The organism is uncultured Aquimarina sp., from assembly GCF_947492405.1.
Lineage (GTDB): Bacteria > Bacteroidota > Bacteroidia > Flavobacteriales > Flavobacteriaceae > Aquimarina.
Genome location: NZ_CANLMP010000001.1, coordinates 863,253 through 887,891 on the forward strand (window position 1 = coordinate 863,253; position 24,639 = coordinate 887,891).

At 30.3% G+C, this 24,639-nt stretch carries 19 protein-coding genes; 9 read left to right on the plus strand and 10 right to left on the minus strand.

Going from position 1 to position 24,639, the window contains the following annotated elements:
- Nucleotides 1-20 precede the first annotated feature (20 nt).
- Nucleotides 21-3,290: a M1 family aminopeptidase gene (locus Q0829_RS03785; RefSeq protein ID WP_298540106.1), complete on the minus strand. Its 3,270-nt coding sequence runs from the start codon at nucleotides 3,288-3,290 to the stop codon at nucleotides 21-23.
- Between the two features lie 5 nt (nucleotides 3,291-3,295).
- The gene (locus Q0829_RS03790; protein WP_298540108.1) at nucleotides 3,296-4,168 is read right to left on the minus strand and encodes an ABC transporter ATP-binding protein; all 873 of its coding nucleotides are present in this window, start codon (nucleotides 4,166-4,168) and stop codon (nucleotides 3,296-3,298) included.
- Nucleotides 4,169-4,382: 214 nt separating this feature from the next.
- Here Q0829_RS03790 and Q0829_RS03795 point away from each other — a divergent pair, with 214 nt between their 5' ends.
- Nucleotides 4,383-5,585, plus strand: coding sequence for a histidine kinase (locus Q0829_RS03795; protein WP_298540110.1), 1,203 nt, complete (start codon nucleotides 4,383-4,385; stop codon nucleotides 5,583-5,585).
- Entirely contained in the window at nucleotides 5,582-6,280 is a 699-nt protein-coding gene (locus Q0829_RS03800) for a LytTR family DNA-binding domain-containing protein (RefSeq protein WP_298540113.1), read from the plus strand. The genes Q0829_RS03795 and Q0829_RS03800 overlap by 4 nt, the downstream gene beginning before the upstream one ends.
- A gap of 108 nt (nucleotides 6,281-6,388) precedes the next feature.
- Here the strand turns inward: Q0829_RS03800 and Q0829_RS03805 are convergent, their stop codons facing one another.
- The 4 genes from Q0829_RS03805 to Q0829_RS03820 all read right to left on the minus strand — a co-directional run bounded on the left by Q0829_RS03805 (nucleotide 6,389) and on the right by Q0829_RS03820 (nucleotide 11,857).
- Entirely contained in the window at nucleotides 6,389-8,773 is a 2,385-nt protein-coding gene (locus Q0829_RS03805) for a TonB-dependent receptor (RefSeq protein ID WP_298540116.1), read from the minus strand.
- Between the two features lie 146 nt (nucleotides 8,774-8,919).
- Entirely contained in the window at nucleotides 8,920-10,056 is a 1,137-nt protein-coding gene (locus Q0829_RS03810) for an AraC family transcriptional regulator (protein WP_298540118.1), read from the minus strand.
- 108 nt (nucleotides 10,057-10,164) lie between these two features.
- On the minus strand, nucleotides 10,165-10,872 hold the full coding sequence (locus Q0829_RS03815; RefSeq protein ID WP_298540120.1) for a LytTR family DNA-binding domain-containing protein: 708 nt from the start codon (nucleotides 10,870-10,872) through the stop codon (nucleotides 10,165-10,167).
- 4 nt (nucleotides 10,873-10,876) lie between these two features.
- Nucleotides 10,877-11,857, minus strand: a complete 981-nt coding sequence (locus tag Q0829_RS03820; RefSeq protein ID WP_298540122.1) for a histidine kinase — start codon at nucleotides 11,855-11,857, stop codon at nucleotides 10,877-10,879.
- A 216-nt stretch (nucleotides 11,858-12,073) separates the two neighbouring features.
- Here Q0829_RS03820 and Q0829_RS03825 point away from each other — a divergent pair, with 216 nt between their 5' ends.
- The 3 genes from Q0829_RS03825 (at nucleotide 12,074) to Q0829_RS03835 (ending at nucleotide 15,960) form a co-directional block, all read left to right on the plus strand.
- Nucleotides 12,074-13,399 (plus strand): serine hydrolase domain-containing protein, encoded by a 1,326-nt coding sequence (locus tag Q0829_RS03825; protein WP_298540125.1) that lies wholly within the window; start codon nucleotides 12,074-12,076, stop codon nucleotides 13,397-13,399.
- Nucleotides 13,400-13,410: 11 nt separating this feature from the next.
- Nucleotides 13,411-14,274, plus strand: coding sequence for an ABC transporter ATP-binding protein (locus Q0829_RS03830; protein ID WP_298540128.1), 864 nt, complete (start codon nucleotides 13,411-13,413; stop codon nucleotides 14,272-14,274).
- Nucleotides 14,275-14,409: 135 nt separating this feature from the next.
- Nucleotides 14,410-15,960 (plus strand): hypothetical protein, encoded by a 1,551-nt coding sequence (locus Q0829_RS03835; protein WP_298540130.1) that lies wholly within the window; start codon nucleotides 14,410-14,412, stop codon nucleotides 15,958-15,960.
- A 116-nt stretch (nucleotides 15,961-16,076) separates the two neighbouring features.
- Here Q0829_RS03835 and Q0829_RS03840 read toward each other — a convergent pair whose 3' ends face one another.
- Together Q0829_RS03840 and Q0829_RS03845 are read right to left on the minus strand one after the other, a co-directional pair.
- A complete protein-coding gene (locus tag Q0829_RS03840) occupies nucleotides 16,077-17,759 on the minus strand; it encodes a serine hydrolase domain-containing protein (RefSeq protein WP_298540134.1) in 1,683 nt (560 codons plus the stop codon).
- Nucleotides 17,760-17,821: 62 nt separating this feature from the next.
- Nucleotides 17,822-18,157 (minus strand): DUF6249 domain-containing protein, encoded by a 336-nt coding sequence (locus Q0829_RS03845; protein ID WP_298540136.1) that lies wholly within the window; start codon nucleotides 18,155-18,157, stop codon nucleotides 17,822-17,824.
- A gap of 137 nt (nucleotides 18,158-18,294) precedes the next feature.
- Between Q0829_RS03845 and Q0829_RS03850 the strand changes: the two genes are divergently transcribed.
- From Q0829_RS03850 to Q0829_RS03865, 4 genes are all read left to right on the plus strand, one after another.
- On the plus strand, nucleotides 18,295-18,867 hold the full coding sequence (locus Q0829_RS03850; RefSeq protein ID WP_298540138.1) for a sigma-70 family RNA polymerase sigma factor: 573 nt from the start codon (nucleotides 18,295-18,297) through the stop codon (nucleotides 18,865-18,867).
- A 1-nt stretch (nucleotide 18,868) separates the two neighbouring features.
- Complete coding sequence (locus Q0829_RS03855; protein WP_298540140.1) at nucleotides 18,869-19,357, plus strand: hypothetical protein; 489 nt, start codon at nucleotides 18,869-18,871, stop codon at nucleotides 19,355-19,357.
- Nucleotides 19,358-19,575: 218 nt separating this feature from the next.
- Entirely contained in the window at nucleotides 19,576-20,502 is a 927-nt protein-coding gene (locus Q0829_RS03860; RefSeq protein ID WP_298540142.1) for a LamG-like jellyroll fold domain-containing protein, read from the plus strand.
- A 36-nt stretch (nucleotides 20,503-20,538) separates the two neighbouring features.
- Entirely contained in the window at nucleotides 20,539-22,764 is a 2,226-nt protein-coding gene (locus tag Q0829_RS03865) for an acylase (RefSeq protein ID WP_298540144.1), read from the plus strand.
- A gap of 50 nt (nucleotides 22,765-22,814) precedes the next feature.
- Here Q0829_RS03865 and Q0829_RS03870 read toward each other — a convergent pair whose 3' ends face one another.
- Together Q0829_RS03870 and Q0829_RS03875 are read right to left on the minus strand one after the other, a co-directional pair.
- The gene (locus tag Q0829_RS03870) at nucleotides 22,815-23,063 is read right to left on the minus strand and encodes a peptide methionine sulfoxide reductase (protein ID WP_298540146.1); all 249 of its coding nucleotides are present in this window, start codon (nucleotides 23,061-23,063) and stop codon (nucleotides 22,815-22,817) included.
- A 7-nt stretch (nucleotides 23,064-23,070) separates the two neighbouring features.
- Nucleotides 23,071-24,633: a protein adenylyltransferase SelO gene (locus tag Q0829_RS03875; protein WP_298540148.1), complete on the minus strand. Its 1,563-nt coding sequence runs from the start codon at nucleotides 24,631-24,633 to the stop codon at nucleotides 23,071-23,073.
- Between the last annotated feature and the right edge of the window lie 6 nt (nucleotides 24,634-24,639).

The following is a 24,639-nucleotide window of genomic DNA, read 5'->3' on the forward strand; positions in this document are numbered from 1 at the left end:
CGATTATCTTGACAAACAATTCATTCTACTTTTTCAAATAAATCGGTAATTATATATTGTTGATCTTTTGGTGTTACTCTAATAAAATATGATAGTAAATCCTTGGTCGTGGCATATCTACTTGATAAATTTTTAAGTTTACCTTTTTGGCCATGCCAATCCTCTATAAAAGCTTGTAATGCTTTATTAACTTGATCCTCTCCTATTCTTTCTTGCAATGTATACATTGCTAAGGCTCCTTTATTATAATAAATATAATCTTGATTTTCTACTAAAGCCAATGAAGGTTCTTCGATTTTAGATTTCTTTCGTTTCTTATTATAAGTTTCTTTTTGAAATTCTAAAAACCGCTGTATTTTTTCTTCATGATAATTATTTTTCAACACCATCATAGCTGCATATTGAGATAAGGTTTCTAAAATCATATGACGCCCTTGTACGTTTGCTGCTTCTATTTGCATACCAAACCATTGATGCGCTACTTCATGTGCAGTTACATAAAATGCCATGTCCACATCACTTTCATCATCGATATCCAATACAAATCCTATTGCTTCAGAAAAAGGAATCGCATTAGGAAATGATTGAGCAAATGTAGCATACCTAGGAAATTCCATAATACGCAATTGCTCATATTGATAAGGGCTAAAGTTAGTACTGTAATAGCTTAAAGAAGCTTTCATAGAAGCCATCATCCTATCTAAATTATATGTGTGAGTATTGTGATAATATATTTCCAAGGAAACAGGTTCCACTAAACTATCTAATGGTGATTTCCAAAAATCCTTTTTAATTTCATAATCCGCAGAAACTATCGAATAAAAATTTATCATAGATTGATCCATCTTATAATGAAAATAATTTCGATTATTCTCGTTCCATTGTTTGATTAGAACTCCCGATGTAATTGCGGTTTGTTTATTGTCTGTACCGATAATCGCTTCAAAATGAATTCCATCAGAATCACCACCCGAAATAGCATTTTTTAATTCTAAAACATGATCTCTTTTAGCTTTATTCGATCTACGTTTTAGTCCATATTCCTTGCGGATATCCTTATCGCGAAGTTCATATTTTCTATTATAACCAATAGTTGGAAACTCTTGATTATTGTAAAAAGTACCATTGTGTATTATTTCGGTATTCGTATCTTGATCATCAAAGCCCTTAGAAAAAAAACTTTGTTTAAACTTCATTTTGATAGAATCTCCAGGTGCTAATGTTTTAGATAATGAATAGATCGTATAATCAAACTGATTATATGCTGTGTTTATCGATGCGCCTCCAACAAAAACTATAGAATCTAGTTGCACATGTGATGCTATTTTTTTCTGAATATGGATATCATTAATGGGTTGATCTAAAGTGTTCTTTAGGATATAGTATCCGTTAACAGAGTATCCTCTAATTTTTGGATATAATTCCACATTTAAATTCACACTTGTAATTTTAGGTTGTGGTAGATATTCAAAATGTTTCAAGGTTTTTTCATAATTGGCCCTAAATACACTTTGTTCAGAGTTTGTCCAATACTCATTAAGTATATTCGTATTATAAAAAATATAACTTCCTATTAGTATAAATATAAAACTTGCAGAAATAGTAAGTTGTATCATCTGTTTTGTAAAGCGATATCTAAAGGCTTTAAAACGCTTTATTAAGTTGGTTTCTGATCCACGTACGGAGATTCCTGCACTTAGTATCAATAATAAAACTCCAAATATGAACCAATAGGTTTTAATCCATAAATAAGGTTTCAAAAAATGACCATAACCATTCATACTTGAATAAGTACCTAATGTTTTACCTCCAAATTTGTACAAGCTATGCTGAAATCCAAAAAGTTCTGAACTAATATTTACAATAAAGAATAATAACAGAAATAGGATTCCAACAAACTTATTATTACTAATAATCTGAAAGAAAAATGCAGCAATTGTGTATAGCATTAAAAATGGCAGTATTTCTATAAAGAATCCAAAGAAATAAACTTTCAGATCAAACTGATAATAACCATGAGCTACTTGAAATAGTATCCCTGTTATTATCAAACTAAACATTAACACAATATAAATACCAGTAAGTGCAGTAAACTTACTGAAAAGTGTGGTAAATTCTGAAATTGGTGTTGCATCATATATCAAGTTGATTTTTTTATCACGTTCTTTCCAAACAAGTTCACCAGAATAAAAAACAAGAATGATGATAAAGAAGTACAGAGACATTTCTTGTAATTCCTCTACAATAAAATAAGTTGCAGGATAGCTATCTACATCATATACTGTTCCCAAGTTTACCGAATTGATTAAGATGATGATTATTCCGCAAATGGCAATCGCCCAAAATGACGTCTCTTTGAGTAAGGATCTTGTATAAAACTTAGATAGCTCTAATAATTGAATACAGTATGTTCTAAACGTATAATGGATATTAACTTTTGGAATAATATGTTCAGTTATTATAGAATTTTCTTCGAGTTTAACCTCCTTTTTCTTTTTACTATTTGAAATTTTAGAAACAAGACTAAAACTAAATTTACGATACCCTATTATTAAAGTAACGATGCCTATCGCGATCCAAAACAACTTGTTATGAAGCATAACTCCATTAAATGATATCCCTAAAGAATTACGCTCTATAATCGACCAATTCTTTGCTATGTTCGTCAATGTAGTTAGTGAAAAAGGATCTAAAATTGCTTGTAAATGTTCATTTTCGATCGCTTTGGTAAGTAAAAAAACAACAAATAAGAATATGCCCTGTGTATAGACCACTAATAATTTTCTACTCAACATTCCTGCGATAAAAAACAAACAGGCGCCAAAAAACAATATAGGCACTACAATTACTAGGAAGGATTGCAAATAGGTAATTGGTTTAAATGGTAACAGATCTTGACGCCAAGGCATAAATTCACCTACCATCATTCCTAATAATACGGCACTAAAGATGAAAAGCAATACAGTAAAAGATCCTAAAAAGCGCCCTACTAAATAATCTTGCTTCTTAATGGGATTAACAAATAGTAATGATTCCATATTGTACTGAAAATCTCGGAGAATAGGAACCCCCATAATCATTGAGGCCATAATCATAAAAATGCCTGTGATTGCACCCATTGTTTTGGCAACAACTAAGGGTGCATTTTCTTTCATTAATCCTAATTCCACTCCTTGAAAAATAAAATCCACACCTACTGTAGAAAACAGAAATAGGAATATAAAAAACACATATGTTTCTGGACGTTTAGCTCTATACCTAAGTTCGAACTTGAATATTTCGTACCACATAATTTTTAGTTTTTATTATTGATTTGTGAAAAATAGACGTCTTCTAACCTAGTATTTATAGGAATAAAACCATTTTTGGGGTGATGATTACTTAGTATACTGATAGTAGGTTTTCCTAAAAACAGTTTCTCGTTGATAACTTCATATTCTTTTTTATAAGTATCTAATTCATTTTTATGAATCGTTTTTTGATATACCTTCCCTTCTGTACTATTAATAAGATCCAAAGGGTTTCCTTTTAATACAACCTTACCTTTATTAATAATCGCCATATTGGTGCATAACTCTTTAACATCATCTACAATATGTGTCGATAAAATAACAATCGTATTTTCTCCAATTTCACTTAATAGGTTATAGAAACGATTACGTTCTGCAGGATCTAATCCAGCGGTTGGTTCATCAACTATTAATAACTTAGGATTGTTAAGTAAGGCCTGTGCAATTCCAAAACGCTGTTTCATTCCTCCAGAATAACCGCCTAAGTTTTGTTTTCTAACATCATATAAGTTTGTTTTATGAAGTAGCCCTTTTACCACTTCTTTTCGTTGATTTTTATTAGTGATTCCTTTTAAAAATGCTAAATGGTTAAGTAATGCATAAGCGGATATTTTAGGATATGTACCAAATTGTTGTGGTAAATAACCCAATATCTTTCTAACTTCATTTTTTTGTTTTAAAACATCTATATTCCCCAGTGTTATTGTACCTGTATCGGCTTCTTGTAGGGTAGAAATAATACGCATTAACGTTGATTTACCAGCACCATTAGGTCCCAGTAACCCAAACATGCCTTTTGGAATGTTTAGCGTAACATCTTGTAGTGCTTTTACATCATTTCTATAAGTCTTTGATAAGTTATTGATGGTTAGTTCCATACTGTTCGTTTTTTGATTAATATTTGTTTTCATCAAACATATAGACAAGATTAAAATCAACTAAATAATAGTGACCAACTTGATTCAAATAGATGCACAAATAAGAGCTATAAATAGTAAGTGGATTCGTCCCTGATTTAATACGGTTCATATAGAGATAAACCGTGTATATCAACTTCTTTGGTGGATACCATTTATTTAAGTAATATTGGGTATGATGTTACAAAATAATAGATATAATAGAGTTTTTATTACACTAAGTCTCTTTGTGTTTTCGTTAATAAGTGGTTTATTTTTAATAACGTTAGACATAAGGTTTACTGGGGTTCTATTAACATTTGCCGCTATAGTTACCATTGGCTATTTACTATTATATTGGTTTCTTTCCAGAAAAAGTTATACACCCAGTTCACTAGCCTGGATACGCAATGAAATCTTAGCGGTTTCGATAGTATTAGGAATAGTATATTTAATTGGAGCATTAGAGTCAGATCCGACTCATGGGGTTTTAAGTATACTATTCTGGATTTCATTTATTTCGACATTGATTTTCTTATATATACAATATCGTATTAAAGAAAATAAAGGTAATCGTGTGGGAAATTGGAGCTTTTTTACCATCGCATTTTGGTCTTTAATGGTTAATATTACCGTTGTACTATTATTTGTTATTTTTTACACATTCGAGAAAAAAGCAACTGAAAAAGGAACATTAGTGATATTAGAAGAAGAAGATTTATTAATGGATCTTCTGATACCAGTAATATTTTTAATGGTATTGGTGTTTATATTGAATTGGCTTATCAGACAGGTCAAATCTATAATCCGGCTTAAAAACGAAAAAACTAAAACCGAACTACTACACTTAAAAAGCCAGGTAAATCCACATTTCTTTTTTAATACCTTAAATAACCTGTACGGATTAGTAGAAGAAGATCCGAAAAAAGCGCAAGAATTGATATTAAAATTATCTGATATGATGAGATATAGTATTTATGAAGGAGAACACGATTTTGTGAATATTGACAAAGAAATTGAATATCTCAGCAATTATATAGAGCTGCATAAGATGCGTTATCATAAAAAAACTGATGTACAATTTGATTATAATATTGAAAATAAAGAAACCAAAGTAATGCCTTTATTATTTATAATATTACTGGAAAACGCATTTAAACACGGTTTAGAAAATCTAAGGAAAAATGCGTATGTTAGAGTTAATCTAACTTCAACAAAAGAGGAAATATATTTTACTGTAGAAAACAATTTTGATCCCACAGAGCCTACAGAAAAACCTGGTATTGGACTCAAAAATCTAAGAAGAAGACTTGAGCTAGTGTATCACAAAAAACACTCTTTATCTTTTTCAACAACAGAAGATGTGTATAAAGTACAATTAAGACTGAAACTAGTATGATTAAATATATAATCGTAGATGATGAGCATATAGCGCACGGTATTATTAAACGCTATTGTGATGTATTGCCAAATATGAAATTAATGAAAGATTGTTATGACGCACTGGAAGCTTTTGAATATTTAAGTACTAATGAAGTAGATTTAATTTTCCTTGATATTAACATGCCAAAACTTAAAGGTTTTGATTTTTTAAAAACCCTCTCTTCTCCTCCCAAAGTTATTGTCACAACTGCTTATTCTGAATATGCAGTTGAAGGATATGAACTTAATATAACAGACTATTTGTTGAAACCCTTTAGCTTTGAACGTTTCCTAAAAGCAGTAAATAAAGCGGTAACTTCTACATCAAAAGCAACTCCTTCACCTACAACACCTAAAGAAAGAGAAGAACGAAGTGTTTTTCTAAAAAGTAACAAGAAGTATACTCAGGTTCCGCTAGGTGATATTCAATATTTAGAATCTGCAGGAAACTATGCAAAAGTGGTTACGATCCATGAAACCATTACCGTAAGAGAAAAAATAACCGATTTATTAGAAACACTGGCCAGTGATGATTTCTTGCAGGTACACAAATCTTTTGCCGTAGCCAAAAAACATATAAAAAGTATTGAAGGAAATAGAATATTAATAGCGGATCATGTGGTCCCTATCGGAACAATGTATAAAACCAATGTCACCCAATTACTGAGGTAATACCCAAGAATAATCTCATTTAAGCTTTATATGATATAAAATAATGAATCCCAAAACCCGATAAGTTTTATATCCTATCGATTTTGGGATAAATAAGAATGTACTAATTCAATTGGCTCTATTTTGTTCATCTTTACTCCCAAAACCTCTGTTTTTAACGTTAACTTTTTTGTTTCCGAAGCTGTAGGTTAATGAGAATCGTACATTTCTACTACTATAATTTTGACCATAGATTGTTTCTACACCATTGATCTCTGATGATAGATTACGTAAACTAGCGGTATCAAAAATATCATTAAATACTAACGATGCTTGTAGGGTATTGTCTAAAAAACTCTGTTTTAATCCAATGGTAAAATTGTACATCTTGTCTACATCATATAATAATGCTTTATTCTTGGAAGCATACCAAAAATCTGCTTGTAACTTTGTGGTTTTTCCTAATACAAAAGTGTTATTTGTTGAGAAATAGAATTGATTTCCATTTTGAGGGCTTGAATTGAGATCATCGTCAAGTCTTGTGTTCTGAAGTGAAAAAGAGAAGTAATTTTGACTTTTCCACCAAGAAAAACTATCGAAAGTATAGGTTTCACTTATTCTAAAGAAGGAACTCGAATAATAATTACGTCTGATAATGGTCTGAATTTCATTTTCAGCATCAGCAGAAAACAACGTACCAAAACCATCCTTAGTTCGAGCATAATAGAGATTCGTAATTAATTTTCCTCTATAATTATGTGATAACGTAAAACGATCTGTAAAGGATGGTTGAATAAAGGGATTCCCTTCAGAATATGCATTACTGTTGATAAAACTTCTAAATGGATTTAAATCTCTGAAGCTAGGTCGATTTATACCTTTTCCATAATTGAATGAAAAATTATGTGCATCATTTCTCTGATATGATGCATAAAGTGTAGGGAATATTTTTAAATAATCGTTTTTGTTTCGCTGGTTTAAGGTAGCAGAATAACCTCTGGTTTCTGTATTCTCTAATCTCAATCCAGCTTGTAAATTCCAATTATTCTGTATTTTTTTTGCTCCATTTATATACAATGCTTGTACGTTTTCTTTGTACTCAAATTGATTCGATAGGTTGGTGTCAAAAACTGGAGATCCGGTAATCGTATTAAAGTTTTGCAAATCATTCAGTGTTGTAATAAAACTTAATTTGCCGCCATAAGAAAGGTTTACAAAGCTTAAAGGATGTTCCATATCTACTTTTACGCTATAGTTTTCTATATTTTGATTCGAGAAATTCTGTGCCGCTTGATTAATACCAAGGAATTCATTCTCAGAAGAGAACGTATTAACAATGTAATCGTTTTCTAGAGAATTATTATAGCGAAAATAATCGAAATCAACAGAGATTTTTCTTCCTATAGTATCCAGTTGAGTTATTACATGTGCATTAAGTACATGACTATCTATTCTATCACTTCTATTATTATCATTTATCAACAATGAATCCAGAGTGCCTTGATTATTGATAAAGTTAGTAATACCATTACCTTTAGAATCCGGACGGTTATAAGTACCATAATACTGCCCTCCTATTTTTATATTCTCTGAAATATCATATTCTAATGAAAAACGACCAGAATAATTATCTTTTTCATCTTTAGACTCCGTGTCAACATTCCATGTACTATTCGGAAAGAAAATAGTACTACCTTCTTGATTTCTGATATTTCCCTTACTACCGTTTACAGAAAGTGCTAACCTAATTTTACTTTTGTTGTAGAAAAAGCTATTACGCAGTGTTGTGAAGTTATAGGTGTTTTGGTTATATGTAATACCTGAAGTATTCTTCCAGGAATTTCTTCTACCTTTTTTATAAATAACATTTATAATACCTCCATTCCCTACGATTTCATACTTAGCAGGTGGATTAGTAATGATCTCTATCTTCTTTATATCATCTGATGCTATAGAATTTAAAAAATTGATTAGATCTTCTCCGGTTAATTCTAATAACCTACCATCGATCATAATCCGTGAGGATTCACCGCCAATCATACTGATATTATTATTTTGTATCCTGATGCCAGGAGCAACTCTAAGCGCATCTGCTGCGTTACCTCCTATCGCAGCAATGCTGTTTTCTACGTTAAATACTAACCTATCTGTCTTCTGTTCAATTAATTTCTTTTGTGATGTTATCACTACCTCCTCCAGGTTTTCTGTATCTTCTTCAAGTATAATACTTCCTAAGTCATAGTTGTTTTCGATCAAAAGTTCTTTTTCCCAATCTTTAAAACCTATAAAGCTAACAGTTATTTTATAGGTGCCTTTTTCAGTTTTTATAGAAAAAAAACCATTTTCATCAGTAATACCTCCACTATTAGTTACAATTTGACCATCCTGATTAGTCAAGAATACATTTGCAAATGCAACAGGGCTAGAACTATCTGTTACAGTTCCTGTTAATTCTAATTGCGCGATCCCTAAAAAAGAAGTCATTAAAAAAATAGATAGTATGTAATTTCTCATTTCGTGTGTTTTAAAATTTAATTCAAAACAAAAATGATAGGAAAGTTTAATGAATGCGTACAACTAAAGAAAGTAGTACTCATTTTTTTACCAAAAATTAGTATTACTTTTTTACAAGAACGTACTACTTTATTGTAAACACTTCATTATGAGATGTTTTTACGATATTGAGAAGGTGTATAACCGGTGTGTTTTTTAAAAGCCGTATTAAATGGAGATTTAGAATTAAACCCAACATCATACAGAATCTCAAGGATGGTTAGTTTTTTGTTAAGTGGATTTTCTAGTAAGGTTATTGCCTTTTTTATTCGATATTCATTGATGAAATCAAAAAAGTGTTTTCCAATATGATGATTAATTAAAATGGACATATCCCTGAACGGAAGGTTCATTTGATTCGCTAGCTTATGTATGGTCAATGAAGAATCTAAATAAGGTTCCTCGGTTTCCATATAGTTTTGAAGCTTCTCTATTTGTTCTACAAATTTATCAGCAGGGTCTTGCTTAATAGATGAAGTTTCAATCAAATTTCTAACCAACAGGTGCTTAGTATCAATACTTCTAAACAATTCTGGATAATACATGCTCTTGAGTACAATCCATGACAAAAAACCTAACAAAAGTAATGTGAGTAGAATTCTCAACATATTTAGAACTTCTATATCATTACCAACATATTTATAAATTTGTTTAGAAGTAGAAAAAATAAAAATGAACGATAGTAGTAATGTTAATTGATATAACCATTTATAATTAAACTTATTACTATCAGAGTAACTTTCTAGCAGTAATAACTTATATTTTTTAAGCGTTTGGAATATTAAAACAAGATAAACTATGGATACTATAGAACCATACAATGTAGAAAATTTCACTTCCGGATTTGAATGAAAATTATCTGTAAAAATTCTTCTTTCCTCTTCACTAACCGCATAAAAATTAGGAACATAAATCAAAATCTCAATAACAAAAGGAATCAGATGTAACAAATGCTTGGGCTGTAGTTTAAAATCTGAATAGACAGAGGACAATACGTATAGGAATAATAATGGGCTGGACAAAAACATGATTTGATCTCGAAGCATGTCTATAACCAAAGGTAATTCAATATACTTTGCATAAAAAAATACACTTATATGTACGGCAAATATGATAAAATAGACCCCCATTAATCGGTTACTAATCTTGTTCTTTGTTTTAACAGTAAACAAGAAAACAGCAAGCAATAATGCAATAAATACGATTACTAAAGTTATGATTCCTAAAACAGAAAATTTATCCATTAACCTTGAAAAATATTTTAAAGCTAAAATAAATATTTGCTATTAACTAATAAGTAAAAGAACCTTTAATAATAAAAAAATAAAAATATATTTAGTGTATAACTAATACTATGTATTATCAATCTTATTTAAAACTATTTTTCTGTACGACTTACTTATCGGTAATTTACTATCATTTTGTAATACCATTTGATTACCATCGATTAATTTTAGTTTATTAAAATTTACGATAAATGATTTATGTATCCTAATGAAATCATTAGATAATTTTTCTGAAAAATCGGATAATGTTGTGGGTGTTAATATCATTTGATCCGTATAAATTTTAATGTAGTTACCGTACGCTTCTATATAATTAATAGCATCTAAGTCCAGCTTAATAATTTTCTTATCACTCTTTACATATATAGATGTAATAGTATCTTCTTTCTCAACAACTACATTATTGACATTATTATTTGATTTTTGTTGTACCTTAATAACTGCCTGTATAAATCGTTCTAAAGAAAATGGTTTAAGTAAATAATCAATCACAGATAACTCAAAACCTTCTACGGCAAATTCTGGATAAGCTGTAGTAATAATAACCTGAGGTTTTTGCTGCATTGTCTTTAATAAACTGATACCTGACAATTTGGGCATATTGATATCTAGGAATAATAAATCCACATTGTTTTCCTGTAAAAAAGCCATAACTTCAAAAGCATTTTTACACGTAGAAACTACCTCTAGATAAGGTATTTCCTTAATATAATTCTCAATGATCTGGCGAGCTATTGGCTCATCATCTGCTATTAAACATTGTAATATTTTCACACATTCAAAAATTAAGAGTTAACGCTACTCGATAAGAATCTTCTTGTTGTTCTATCTGCAATTCATGTTTTTCTGGGTACATCAAATCTAAACGTTTTCTAGCGTTTTGTAAACCAATACCACTTTTTCCTTTTTCGAGATTACTATGTTTTATATCTAAAGAATCAGTAGTATTTATACACTCGAAATCGAGTGAACTCTCCGCTATTACTATATTTACTAACACTTTACTCTTCATATCACCTAAGACTCCTAAATGTTTAAAAGCGTTCTCCACAAAAACGATTAGCAACATTGGTGCTATAGCAGTACTAGATATGACACCACTAATATTAAACTGAATATCCGCTTTATCTTCTAAGCGTATCTTCTCAAGAGAGATATAGTTTTCTAGATATTTAATTTCCTTTTCTAAAGGAACAAACATTTCTTTCGTTTCATATAAACTATAACGTAACAAGTCCGAAAGTTTCAGCATTAAATCAGGCAATTTTTCTGATTTCACAACAGATAAGCCATATAGATTATTCAAGGTATTAAATAAAAAATGTGGATTCAATTGTGCTTTCAGAAGTTTTAACTCTGCTTCCTTCTCTTCCTGGCGACGAAAAAAACTATCTCTGGCGAGTTTTAAAGCTGTTCCGAAAAGAATCACTAATAAAACGGCACCAAAAACATTGAATAACATTTTCCATTGGAAATTATCAAATAAGTTGCTCAAAAGAAGAACACCCAAAAATGTAAAAAATAAAATATTAAGGAAAAACAAAAACATTCCTAACACTCTATTATTATTATTAAAGAATAAAGGCAATATCTTTAAGTTACAGATATATACTGGCGGCATAATAAAGGCAATAAATCCCAAAGTTGTAATCAACCTATTTTCTGCTTGAATGACCATCAAGAAAATAAGCATCAAAAACAACCATGCAGTTATATTTTGTAAGAGCTTATTATCCACCCAAGTATCTAATTTTGACATAGTATTTGATTAAAAATTCTTATCAAAAATAGGTTTTGGTATTTGAAATAACACTTTTTAATGATGTAAGTTATCCTTTATGGTCTATGTGACCTCTTTTTCGTGTTAAGATGATTTTTATACTAATATCATTCTATCACTCCCTCTCATCATTCTTTTTTTATTCTAAACTTAAATTAAATGAGTTTTGATCCAACAAATTATAAAAACAGATTTATGAAAACTTCAAGACAATTAATCGTATTACTAGTATTCTTCCTTATAAAGTATATTGGATATGGGCAAACAAATGATTTAGATATTATTTCTAAAAAATATAATTCCGTATTAAAAGAACAAAACAAAGGAATGGCCATCCTAATCAAAAAAGATAACAAAATAAAGACAATCAGTTTAGGTAATTTTAATCTAACAGAGCATAGTGTTTTTAATATTGGTAGCGCAACAAAAACTTTTACTGCAATACTAATACTTCAGGAAGTTGAAAAAGGAAATTTAAGACTAACGGATAGTGTTGGTACATACTTAACACCAATACAAAATGTAGATGGATCATTGACTATAAAAGCTTTACTAACACACGAAAGTGGTCTAGATGAAGTAATAGGAAGAAACATTCAAGATATTTTCTATGCAAAAAACGATTCATTGTATAATGCTGCTTTATTACAACAAATAGAGAAATCTAACCCTAAGATGGTTGGTAAATTCGACTACTGTAATACCAATTATTTTCTTTTAGGAAAAATTATTGAAAAAATCACTGATCAAAGTTATTTTGATTTGTTGCGAGAACGCATTCTTACACCTTTAAAAATGAAAAACACTCATCCTTATGTGCATAGAAATATTCCAAATTTAGCAACACCTTATCACGAAGAAAAAGATGTTACTGATTATTTAGACTACCGTTATTTTGCAAATATTGCGTATGCAGCTGGTAGTATGGCTTCTACCCTAACAGATATGGAGATATTCTATCGATCCTTATTCGAAACAGAACAATTATTGAAAAAAGAGACAGTAAAAATGATGATGGAATCCGGAAATCAATATTATGGCTACGGATTATTCAAATCCAACCAAGAAGGAGTGAATTATTACGGACACGGTGGAAACAATATTGGGTATGCATTCCGGAACCAATATAATCCAATCACTAAAGATTTATACCTCATTTTTTCTAATACAAGAACAATTCCATCAAAAAAATCTATTAGTACCGACCTAATAGCATATATGAATAATAAACCTATAGAAAGTTTTAAAAGTATTGATTTAAAAAATTTCAAAAAATATACTGGAACTTATTTACTAAAAGAAGCTAATCTAACCTTAGAAATTGTTCTTGAGAATGATAAAATGTATTTAGTTTCAGAAGCTCAAGGGGTTAAAAGTGAACTTACACAAAAAGATGATAAATCACTTTATGACACTACCGTTGGTGTTGTATTAACACAAATAGAAGATGATAATAATAGTTTATCGTTTAGCCAAAACGGTTTTGTAACGACAATTAGCAAAAAAGCATTAAGCAAATAAAATCGACAATTATGACACTCGAAATTCAAAACATATCAAAAAAGTATAATAGAAATAAATACGGTTTAAAAGATTTCTCCATAACTATAGAGAAAGGAATATTAGGACTATTAGGGCCTAATGGAGCTGGAAAATCAACACTTTTAAAAATGATAGCTACTGTAAGTAAACCAACACAAGGTGTTATTATTTTAAATAAAAACAATATTGTAAAAGATGCAAACTATATGCGCAAACAGCTAGGTTTTCTTCCTCAAGATTTTGGAGTATATCCTAATCTTAATGCTTTTGAGTTTTTAGAATATATAGCAGCTATGAAAGGTATCGGAGGATCTAATCTTACATCAAAAATTGAGCAATTGCTAGATGGACTTAACCTATTAGATGCTGCTAAAAAACCTATAGGAAGTTATTCTGGAGGAATGAAACAACGCGTGGGAATTGCACAAGCACTTCTCAATGATCCCAAAATTGTGATTTTTGATGAACCAACGGTTGGGCTTGACCCAGAAGAAAGAGTTCGTTTTAGAAATCTTATTTCGGATTTAGCACAAGACTGTATTGTAATTTTGTCTTCCCATATCGTATCCGATATTGATACAATTGCTGATCAAGTAGCTGTAATGAAAAATGGCTCTTTACTTTCATATGGTGATCAAGAAAAACTAATACAACTTGTTGATCAAAAGGTTTTTAGTATTACCATAGAGAAAGATCGCCTTACTCATTTTAAAAACAACCAAATTATAGTAAGTACTTCTCGAAAAGAAGGAATGATAAACGTTCGGTACATTTCGGAAAACCCAATTGAACATTCTATCCCCCAACAAGCAAATCTTGAAGATGCATACTTATACTTAACTAAAAGAAACTAAAACCATGAAAAAATCAATAAATAAAAAGACAATTGTAAGAATATCCATAGCATCAGTACTATTATTCATTGCAATCCTTGCTTTTTTAGAAAAGGTACATATCGGAATCTATAATGCTTACTAACACAATTTATCATGAAAACATTTTTATCAACCATAAAGTTCGATTATCTGCAACGCACCCGAAGTTATAGTTTTCTAATAACCTTATGTATTAGTTTAGCAATAGCATATACATTCGTGCCAGAACCAAATGCATCCTATTCTACGATAAGAATTTCTGATTATGTAGGTTATTACAATGCAGCTTGGTTTGGTTATGTAACGGCAATTATGACGAGTGTTTTTTTATCCCTAATTGGTTTTTATCTCGTAAACAGTGGAATTAAAGCGGATCAAATAACTAAGATTGGACAGATCACTGCCGCTACTCCTGTTTCTAACTTCAGGTATTTATTTTCAAAGGTATTTAGTAATTTTTTAATATTATCTACCATTGTATTTATTATTTTCATAATGAGTATAATTCTCTTCTTTTTATACAATGAAGGATTTCCTTTTGAACTGTCACAATTTATAGTTCCATATTTATTGATTCCTATTCCGGCTATGTTTTTTATTGCTGTATTGGCTGTAGTTTTCGAAGTTCTATTTAAAAAATATTCAGTAATTCAAAATATCGGCTTCTTCTTTTTATTCTCTACAATTGTATTTTCCACATATTCTGATGAAACACAATTTGCATTAGATCCTTTTGGAACCAAAATAGTAATGCATCAAATGGAAGAAAGTGTTAAAGGTATTTTACAAGTGGATGACCAGACTAGTTTATCAATAGGATATGTTTTAGGAAATGTTCAAAAACCAAAGAAATTCGAATTTAACGGAATATCTTTTCCTATATCTTTTTTAATAAGCAGAATAGCCTGGACCTTACTAGGAATGATACTAATTATCATAATATCTCCATTTTTTCATCGATTTAAGATAAAACACAAATCCAAAATAACAAATACAATTCCCAAAATCTTTAATAAAAAAGAAGCCAAAGAAATTGTTTTATCCAACTTATCTAAACCTGAAATCGACTATGGAATATTTTCTTTAGTAAAAACTGAATTAATACTACTCTTCCGAAAAGGAAAAAGATGGTTATGGGTTATAAATCTTATAGGAATGATTTTGCTAGCAATAACTCCCGTTGAAATTGCATATCCATTGATCTTACCTATACTATGGTTTTTACAAGTACATCGGCTTTCAGAAATATCATCTAAAGAAATCTACCATAATGTTCATTATTTTGCATTTAGTTCACATAAACCATTAACTCGATTATTAACGTCTCAAATAATTGCAGGGATAGCTATCATATTATTTTTAGCCACTCCGTTAATAATTAGATTGATGACTATACAAGAATTTTCATCTGTAGGATTTATAATAATAGGGGCTGTTTTTATTGTTTTGTTAGCATCTGGATTAGGGATACTTACTAAAGGAAAAAAACTATTCGAAATACTATTTTTTATGATCACATATGCGAACATTAATAAAATACCATTTGCAGACTATTTCGGTGGACTTAATCATAGTTCTAATTATATAATATCATTAATAATAGTAACTATGACTTTAGGAATCATTGGTTTCTTAACGAGAAGGTATCAGTTGAGAAAACAATGACACACTTTACACTCTGAGTTCGTAGCAATACATATTTTTTTGTTACGAACTCAAAGTGTATTAAATTTGAGTAAATTTTATTAATAAATTGATTTTTTTACTTAACTCGAATTATTTTAAATCTTCTTTTCAAACCAAAGATTCTTTACTCTTTCAGAAGAAACTTTAAAGCCTTTAACATTATCTTTTTGGATTATAAAATCTAGAATACCAAAGAACCACGTATTTCCGGTAAACTTAGTAGGTTCGAGTGCTGTAAGTTTAGTATTATCTTGTCGTTGATGACTGGCAATTAATTGACCATCTTGTATTGATAATTTATAGGACGTATTTAACTCTTCACTGTAATAAGTACCAGTATATTTTTCTAGAATAGATTTATCAATATCATAAGTTATCCTTTTAGCAGAATTAACGGTTCCATTGTGATCAAAACTTAATGTATTTACTGTCCCATCTTTATCCTCCACAAATGTGATTAAAGCGTCTATCCTTCTAATTCTAAATTCAGTGTTACTAATTGTTTCTAAAGGTAATGTTCCTTGTCCAGTAGCGGTTATAAACAGACCTCCCTCCTTCTGATTAAATTCTAATATAAACCCAGGTTGCAATTCGAATTTCCCTTCATATTTGGTTAACATTTCTTCTGTTATAGGTGAAGTTGATAGTACTTTTTGATTAGACACTTTTTTTAAAGATTTCATATCATTACTTAAATATAAATCTGCAATGCGATATGCCTTTTCTTCTGCGTTTAACGAACCATTATTTGTTAAAACAATGATTGATAATTTTTCATGAGGAAAGCGCAAAATCTGACTTTTATATCCTGCATCAGAACCTCCATGACTGATAACTTTTTGATTTTTATATGAATGTATCACCTGACCTAAGGCATAAGACAGTGTATCACCATTTTTTAGTACAGTTGGAGTGATTAATCTATTTATAATCCTTTCATTACCTACTTTTAGGTTTTCAAAATTCAGCAACCATTTACTTAAGTCTTCTGTAGAAGTTCTGATACCACTAGGGCCAACAATATCTTTTGAATTTCTAATGGCTACTTTATATGATTTACCATCAAAATAATATGGATATGACAAGTTCTTAATGATCTTACTATTATCTTCGAAAACAACTGTATTTCTCATTTCCAATGGCATAAAGATATGATCTCTCAGATATGCATGAAATGGTTTTCCTGATACTCTCGCTATAATTTCTGCTAGTAATATGTATCCAGAATTATTATACAAAAAATCAGTCTCCGGTAGAAAATTGAGTTCCTTTTGTTGCTTAAATAATTCAAAAATATCTTTTTTAGTAATAACATCTTCAATATTCCATCCCGCCATTCCTAATAAGTAAATTACACCTCGTATCCCATGAGTATGCTGTGCCAGATTCTTTACTTTTATAGTATATCCAAAATCTGGAAGTTCTGGAATGTATTTTCGAACATCATCTTCTAAGGATAACTTACCTTCTTCCTCAAGTAATAATGCTGCAAACGCAGTAAACTGTTTAGAATTAGATGCTATATTAAAAAGACTAGAGGTTGTATTAGGAATATTATTTTCAATATTTCCTAATCCATACGCCTTTTTAAAAATAACAGCTCTGTTTTTTATAACTAAAACCGAGGCTCCAGGAGTTTCACCTTGTTTCCAGTCATTGAATAACGCATCTATTTTTTCTTCTACTACGGTAGAATTTTGAGATTTTGCTACACTGATCGAAAGTACATAAATACATACCGAAATTATTTTTATAACTACTCGTTTTGATTGTATCATAATTGATTAAAATTGATTGATGAAATGATTATTTTGGTTATAAATCTCAATACGATCACGTATTAGATATTTGCTTTCTTTTTTTCCATTCTGTAGTTAATAATAATGCTGATCCCTCCAAATAAAAATGTCATAGAAAAATAAAATATAGGATGGTCTTTTTCTTGTACAAATAGATTTATAAAGTATCCTACCAAAATTCCTAAAGCGATACCCATCAGAAACATTCCGTATTTTAATGATTGTGCTAAATCCCTTTTCCTATTTACTAATTGAGAAGCATTCACTCCATATTTAATCATAGCAATACGTTCTCTATGTCGGGAGGCTATATATATGTAAATGATTCCAAACACAGAGGCTATAAATGAAATAGGCACTAAAATATTTCCATCCATATTCTTAAATTTTTAATTGTTATCTATTAAGATGCACTTTTTAGATATATGGTTACACATTATAGATAAAGAATGAATTTTTGATTAAATCATAATAAAGTGTAACCATTGTACATAAAATAGCATCCTAAGCATGGATGAGTTCAGAGGAAGATTTTATACATATCGAAAAAATAAGACAAGGTGATTTTGAAGCATTATCATATATCGTAGATAAGTACAAGGATATGGTGTATAACATTGCTTTAAAAATTGTGAAAAACAAAATCGAAGCAGAAGATATAGCTCAGGAGAGTTTTATAAAAGTATATCAACAAATACACGCATTTAAAAAAGAATCGAAATTTTCTACTTGGTTATATACGATTACATATAGGACCGCTATATATGATCTTAGAAAAAACAAAATCAATACGCAACCCATTGTTAATGAAGATCATGAGAAATTAAAGTCACAGAATCTTTCTCAACAAGAAAGTCTTCAGTATAAAGACACTCAATACTTTGTGAAATTAGCTATCAATTCATTACCAAGTATAGAAGGGCTTTTAATTACTTTATTCTATATCGATGAAAACAGTATTGAAGAAATACATGGTATTACTGGATTATCTAAATCAAATATCAAAATTAAACTGTTTAGAGCAAGAAAGAAGTTAAAAAAACAATTAAATGGTTTATTGAAAGACGAATTAAAAAACATTTTATAAAATGAATAAAAAAGATAAACTTCTAATAAAGTGGATTAAAAATGAGCAATTAGAGGGACCTAATACTCAATTTACCAGTGATTTTCTGGAAATGATTCAGGAGAATGAAACTTTTTTAAAAACAAAAGATGTTAGAATTAATGAGGTTTTATTTCATAATACTCTAGACCCTATCCGTAGTGATTTTACAAAAAAAGTTGTTTCTATGATAGAAAAGAATAACGAAGATGAAGTAATAGAACCTTTGATTTCCAAAAAGGTTTTAATCATCTTCATATCGAGTATTCTTATTCTTTCTTTGTTTTTCGAAACTTATATTAATTCAGAGCAAATCGAGATAAATAGCGTGTTTTTAGATATTATTAATTCTGCTCTAAAATTTATTCAAAAAACACCTATTTTACTAATATATATCATGAGTAGTTCTGTACTCATTTTAACAATAGAAAAAATATTTCTAACCATAGGAAATATATTATCTGAAAATTAAATATTTACAAAGCAATATTTAATTTTCAGATAATATATCGTTCAATAAAATTATGATATTAGATAGGGTAAAGTGTTTATTTCAATTCATTCTTCCACATCTCATGACAGCGATATCATAAAGTTTATTTAAAACTTTCATATCCAATACTCATCATCATATATGATGGGTATTATTTTTATATATTTATAACCATATTATCTCACACAAACCATCTCATGAAAACTATAAAATCTAACCCTCATTACATTGTTATTTTTGCTTTTGCACTATCTTTTTTAGCAGGGTCTTGTGGAAATGACAATACCAAAAAAGATAAGACCCAAAAGGACGTAGCTAAAGAAAATACTACAAACACAGCATTAAAAAAAGCCTTAACTTTTTATGCTTCTTTTGATCAAGGCGTTCAGGCTGACTTTGCACTCGGAGATCCTCAACTATATACGGTTCCTTCTCGTAAAGCAAGAGATTCTGCACAAGTTGGAATACATAAAGAAAATATAAGTATTGCAAAAGATAAAGGACTTAAAGGAGATGCACTATTATATACTTCTAATGGTAAAGGCTATATTTATTATACCAGTAAAGATAACATCGCGTATAACACCAATAACTGGAATGGTGCTGTTTCTTTTTGGCTAAATCTTGATCCAGCCACTGATCTGGAACCAGGATATTGTGATCCAATCCAAATAACTGATGTTAGTTATAATGATGCATCTATATGGGTTGACTTTACGAAAGATAATCCAAGAGATTTTAGACTTGGAGTTATTGGTGATAAAACTGTTTGGAAAAAAGACACTACAGTTTCTGATAATGACGATCAGGATTTTATTAAACAACTACTGCCCGTTTCTAAACCGCCTTTTGCCAAAGGCACCTGGACACATATCTTAATTAATTTTAAAAGCCTAAACACAGAAATAGGCGAAACTTCCTTATATATAAACGGTGAACTAAAAGGAAAAAGAGAAAACATTACAGATCCTTTTACTTGGGAACTAGATAAATCAAATATTTATCTGGGATTAGGATATATAGGATTGATGGATGAACTTTCTATCTACAATAGAAATCTTACTCAAAAAGAAATTACCACATTATATACATTAGAAAATGGAGTTCATACACTTCTAAAATAACAACTTACCCTTTCTTTAGATTATAAAATAAGTTCTATGATACGATTTAAAATCATAATTTTTGGTATTACTACTTTGCTCCTATTTTCGTGTAAAACTGAAAAAAAAGTAGAAATTAGTGATGAAGAGAAAAGATGGCAAGAACATTCATTAAATACTACCATCATTAGAGATGATTTTGGCGTACCTCATATCTATGGAAAGACTGATGCAGATGTTGTATTTGGATTATTGTATGCACAATGTGAAGATGATTTTAATCGAGTGGAACAAAATTATATTTGGGCAATCGGTCGTTTAGCCGAAGTGGAAGGAGAAAAAGCTATTTATAGTGATTTAAGAGCAAAGCTTTTTATGACAGAAAAAGAAGCCATAGCTAATTATGAAAGTAGTCCAGAATGGCTTAAGGAATTATGTATTGCTTTTGCCGATGGGATCAATTATTATTTGGAAACACATCCAGAAGTAAAACCTCGATTACTTACACATTTTGAACCATGGATGCCTATGTATTTTAGTGAAGGTTCCATTGGTGGAGATATAGAGCGCGTATCTACTCGTAAAATCAAAGCGATGTATGAAAATGGTATGGAAATACCTATTACTGAAGAACTTTCGTTACAAAAAGAAAAGGAAATGTTAGAACCTCAGGGCTCTAATGGAATTGCAATTTCCGGTTCACTCACACAATCTGGAAATGCTATGTTATTGATCAATCCACATACTTCATTTTATTTTAGAGGAGAAGTCCATGTAGTTAGTGAAGAAGGATTGAATGCATACGGAGCAGTTACTTGGGGACAGTTTTTCGTATATCAAGGTTTTAATGAGAAAACAGGCTGGATGCATACCTCTACATATACGGATGTTATTGATGAATTTATAGAAACTACTACTGAGAAACAAGGCAAACCCATGTATCAATACGGTGATGAACTGCGCCCTATAGATCAATATGATATTACCCTAAAGTATAAGGAAGGTGATTCTATAAAAGAAAAAACATTTCCCGCATATCGTACACACCATGGTCCTGTAACACATATTAAAGATGGGAAATGGGTATCTACTGCTTTAATGTGGGAACCAGTAAAAGCCTTAGAGCAATCCTATATACGAACTAAACAAGATGGATATAAAGGGTTTCGTAAAATGATGGATATAAAAACTAATTCATCAAATAATACAGTATATGCAGATGCTGAAGGAAATATAGCATACTTTCACGGTAATTTTATTCCTGTTAGAGATCAATCCTTTGATTATACAAAACCTGTAGATGGTAGTAATCCTAAAACCGATTGGAATGGCTTACATCCTGTTGATGAAGCAATAACCCTTTTAAATCCGAAAAATGGCTGGTTACAAAATTGTAACTCTACACCATATACTTCCGCACTAGAATTTAGTCCTAAAAAGGAAGATTATCCACGCTATATGTCTATAGATCGTGAAAATTTCAGGGGTGTTCATGCTATTGAATTACTAAAAGATAAAAAAGATTATACCATAGATAGTCTTATTGCTCTTGCATATGATTCGTATTTACCAGCTTTTGAAAAATTAATTCCTGGATTGGTAGAAGCTTATGATAAAATTGATAAAACTAAAGAATTAGAAAGTTCTATAGAAATTTTACGAAATTGGGATTATAAAACTTCTAAAGAATCCAAAGCCATGACATTGGCTCACTTTTATGGAACTAACTATGCAAAAAAAGGAAAAAGACCTAAAGAACGGATGAGCGATATGGCACTTCTCACCTATTTTGGTACAGGATCTCCGTTAGAAGAAAGACTAAATATTTTTAAAGAAACATTATCGCAATTAGAAGCGGATTTTGGAGGCATTGTTCCTTGGGGAGAAGTCAATCGTTTTCAGCGTATTAATGGAGATATCAGACAACCATTCGATGATAATAAACCCAGTACAGCAGTTGGTTTTGCATCAGGACGTTGGGGAGCACTTGCTGCTTATGGTGAACGTTATACAAATAATACCAAAAAAATCTATGGAACCAGAGGAAATAGTTTTGTGGCCGTTGTGGAATTTGGAGAAAAGGTAAAAGCAAAAACAAGCCTTGCTGGTGGTCAAAGTGGCAATCCCGATTCTCCTCATTTTGATGATCAAATACAACCCTATGCTGATGTACAATTTAAAGAGGCCGCTTTTTATAAAGAAGATGTATTAAAACGTGGTAAAAGTTTATATCATCCAGGAGAGAAAGAACCTTCCATCAAACAATTAAATAAAAACAGGTAAAAAATTGAAAATCAATATTTTATGAAATTTTTTTATTACCAATTACTAAGTCATACTATAACAATATTTTCTAAAAAATCAACAACCTTTTGTTCTGGCATTTCACAAGGTTTTAATAGTTCTGAAGTAGACGTAATGTAATAGTTTAAGCTGATAAAATCATTTCCTTGCAATTCTTTTCCGTATATCTTAAAAGACTTTCCTTTATTGAAGGTCTCTTTGGTAATACTATATTTTATGTTTTTATATATTCCTTCAGAATATCCTTCTGGAATTCTTTTTATATATTCTAATAACATAACAATACTAAGAACTACAGGATAACATAGAACAACCAACCTTGTTTCTTGCCCAATCTGGACGTTTTACAAACCATTTGTCATATTCTGGTTGCTCATTGTATGGTTTTTTAAGCATTTGGTATAATTCATCAATTAAACTATAATCTCCCTTATCTGCGTCATCAATCACCAGCTGAGCCATATAATTGCGAAGAACGTATTTTGGGTTTATCATATTCATTTTCTCCTTACGTTGTTCATCACTCAAAACCTCGTTTTGCAATTGATCATTATATTTCACAAACCAAGCATTCCAACGACTTACAATATCATCTTTTAAATCTTTAGGGTTATAAAACGCACGATGCACAATTTCAATTCCTTGATTGTGATCTCCTTTTTTATAGTTAGCAAGGGTTCTAAAAAAGATCGTCATATCCGTTTCTACAAGTTGTAGCAATTCTTCTAGTTCATTTATAAGTAGATGATCTTTCTCCTGACCTGTGAAAATTCCAATTTTAGTATACATCATATCAATATATTCCTGCTTATAAGCTTCTTGATATTCATTTAATACATTTTCTATTGGATCAATTTCTTCAATTAATGGATACAACGCATTAGCCAGTTGGTACAAATTCCAAAGTACTATTTCCGGTTGCGTTCCATACTTATAGCGTTTAAATTGTCTATCTGTAGTATTAGGAGTCCATCCCAGATCATAATCTTCTAACCATCCGTATGGACCATAATCAATGGTCAAACCAAGAATAGACATATTATCCGTATTCATAACACCATGTACAAAGCCTACCCGTTGCCAATCAATAACCATTTTTAGGCTTCTTTTACTAACTTCTGAAAGAAATTGAACATATGCATCCTTACCACTCGCATTTATTTCTGGATAAAAATGTTTTATGGTATAATCAGTCAAAAGTTTTAAATTTTTATGATCTCCATGAGCTGCTAAAATTTCAAAATTCCCAAACCTGATGAATGAAGGAGCTACACGACATACAATAGCTCCTTTTTCGTAAGCTGCATTACCGTTATATAATATATCTCTTAATACTTGATCACCTGTAATTGCAAGAGACAATGCTCGTGTTGTTGGAACTCCTAAATGAAACATTGCTTCACTACATAAATATTCACGAATGGAGGATCGTAATACAGCTAAACCATCAGCATTACGAGAATATGGAGTTTCGCCAGCACCTTTTAACTGAATTGCCCAACGCTTAGAATTGTATACAACTTCTGTAAGATTAATAGCGCGACCATCTCCTAATTGTCCGGCCCAGTTTCCAAATTGATGTCCACCATAATGCATAGCATAAGGTTTAGTATCATCTATAATCTTATTACCTGTCATTATATGCAAAAAATCTTTTGACTGCACATCTTCTTTAGAAAATTCCAATTCCTGACTCATTTCTTCAGAAACATGTAACATCTCTGGCTTGCTTGTTTTCTTTGGAGTCACATACGAAAAACAAGCATTTCTAACCTGTCTTCGGGAATTTTCCTGAATAGGATCTGAAGGTAATTCTTCAGAAAAAGTATTATTTAAATTTAATTTCATTACCGA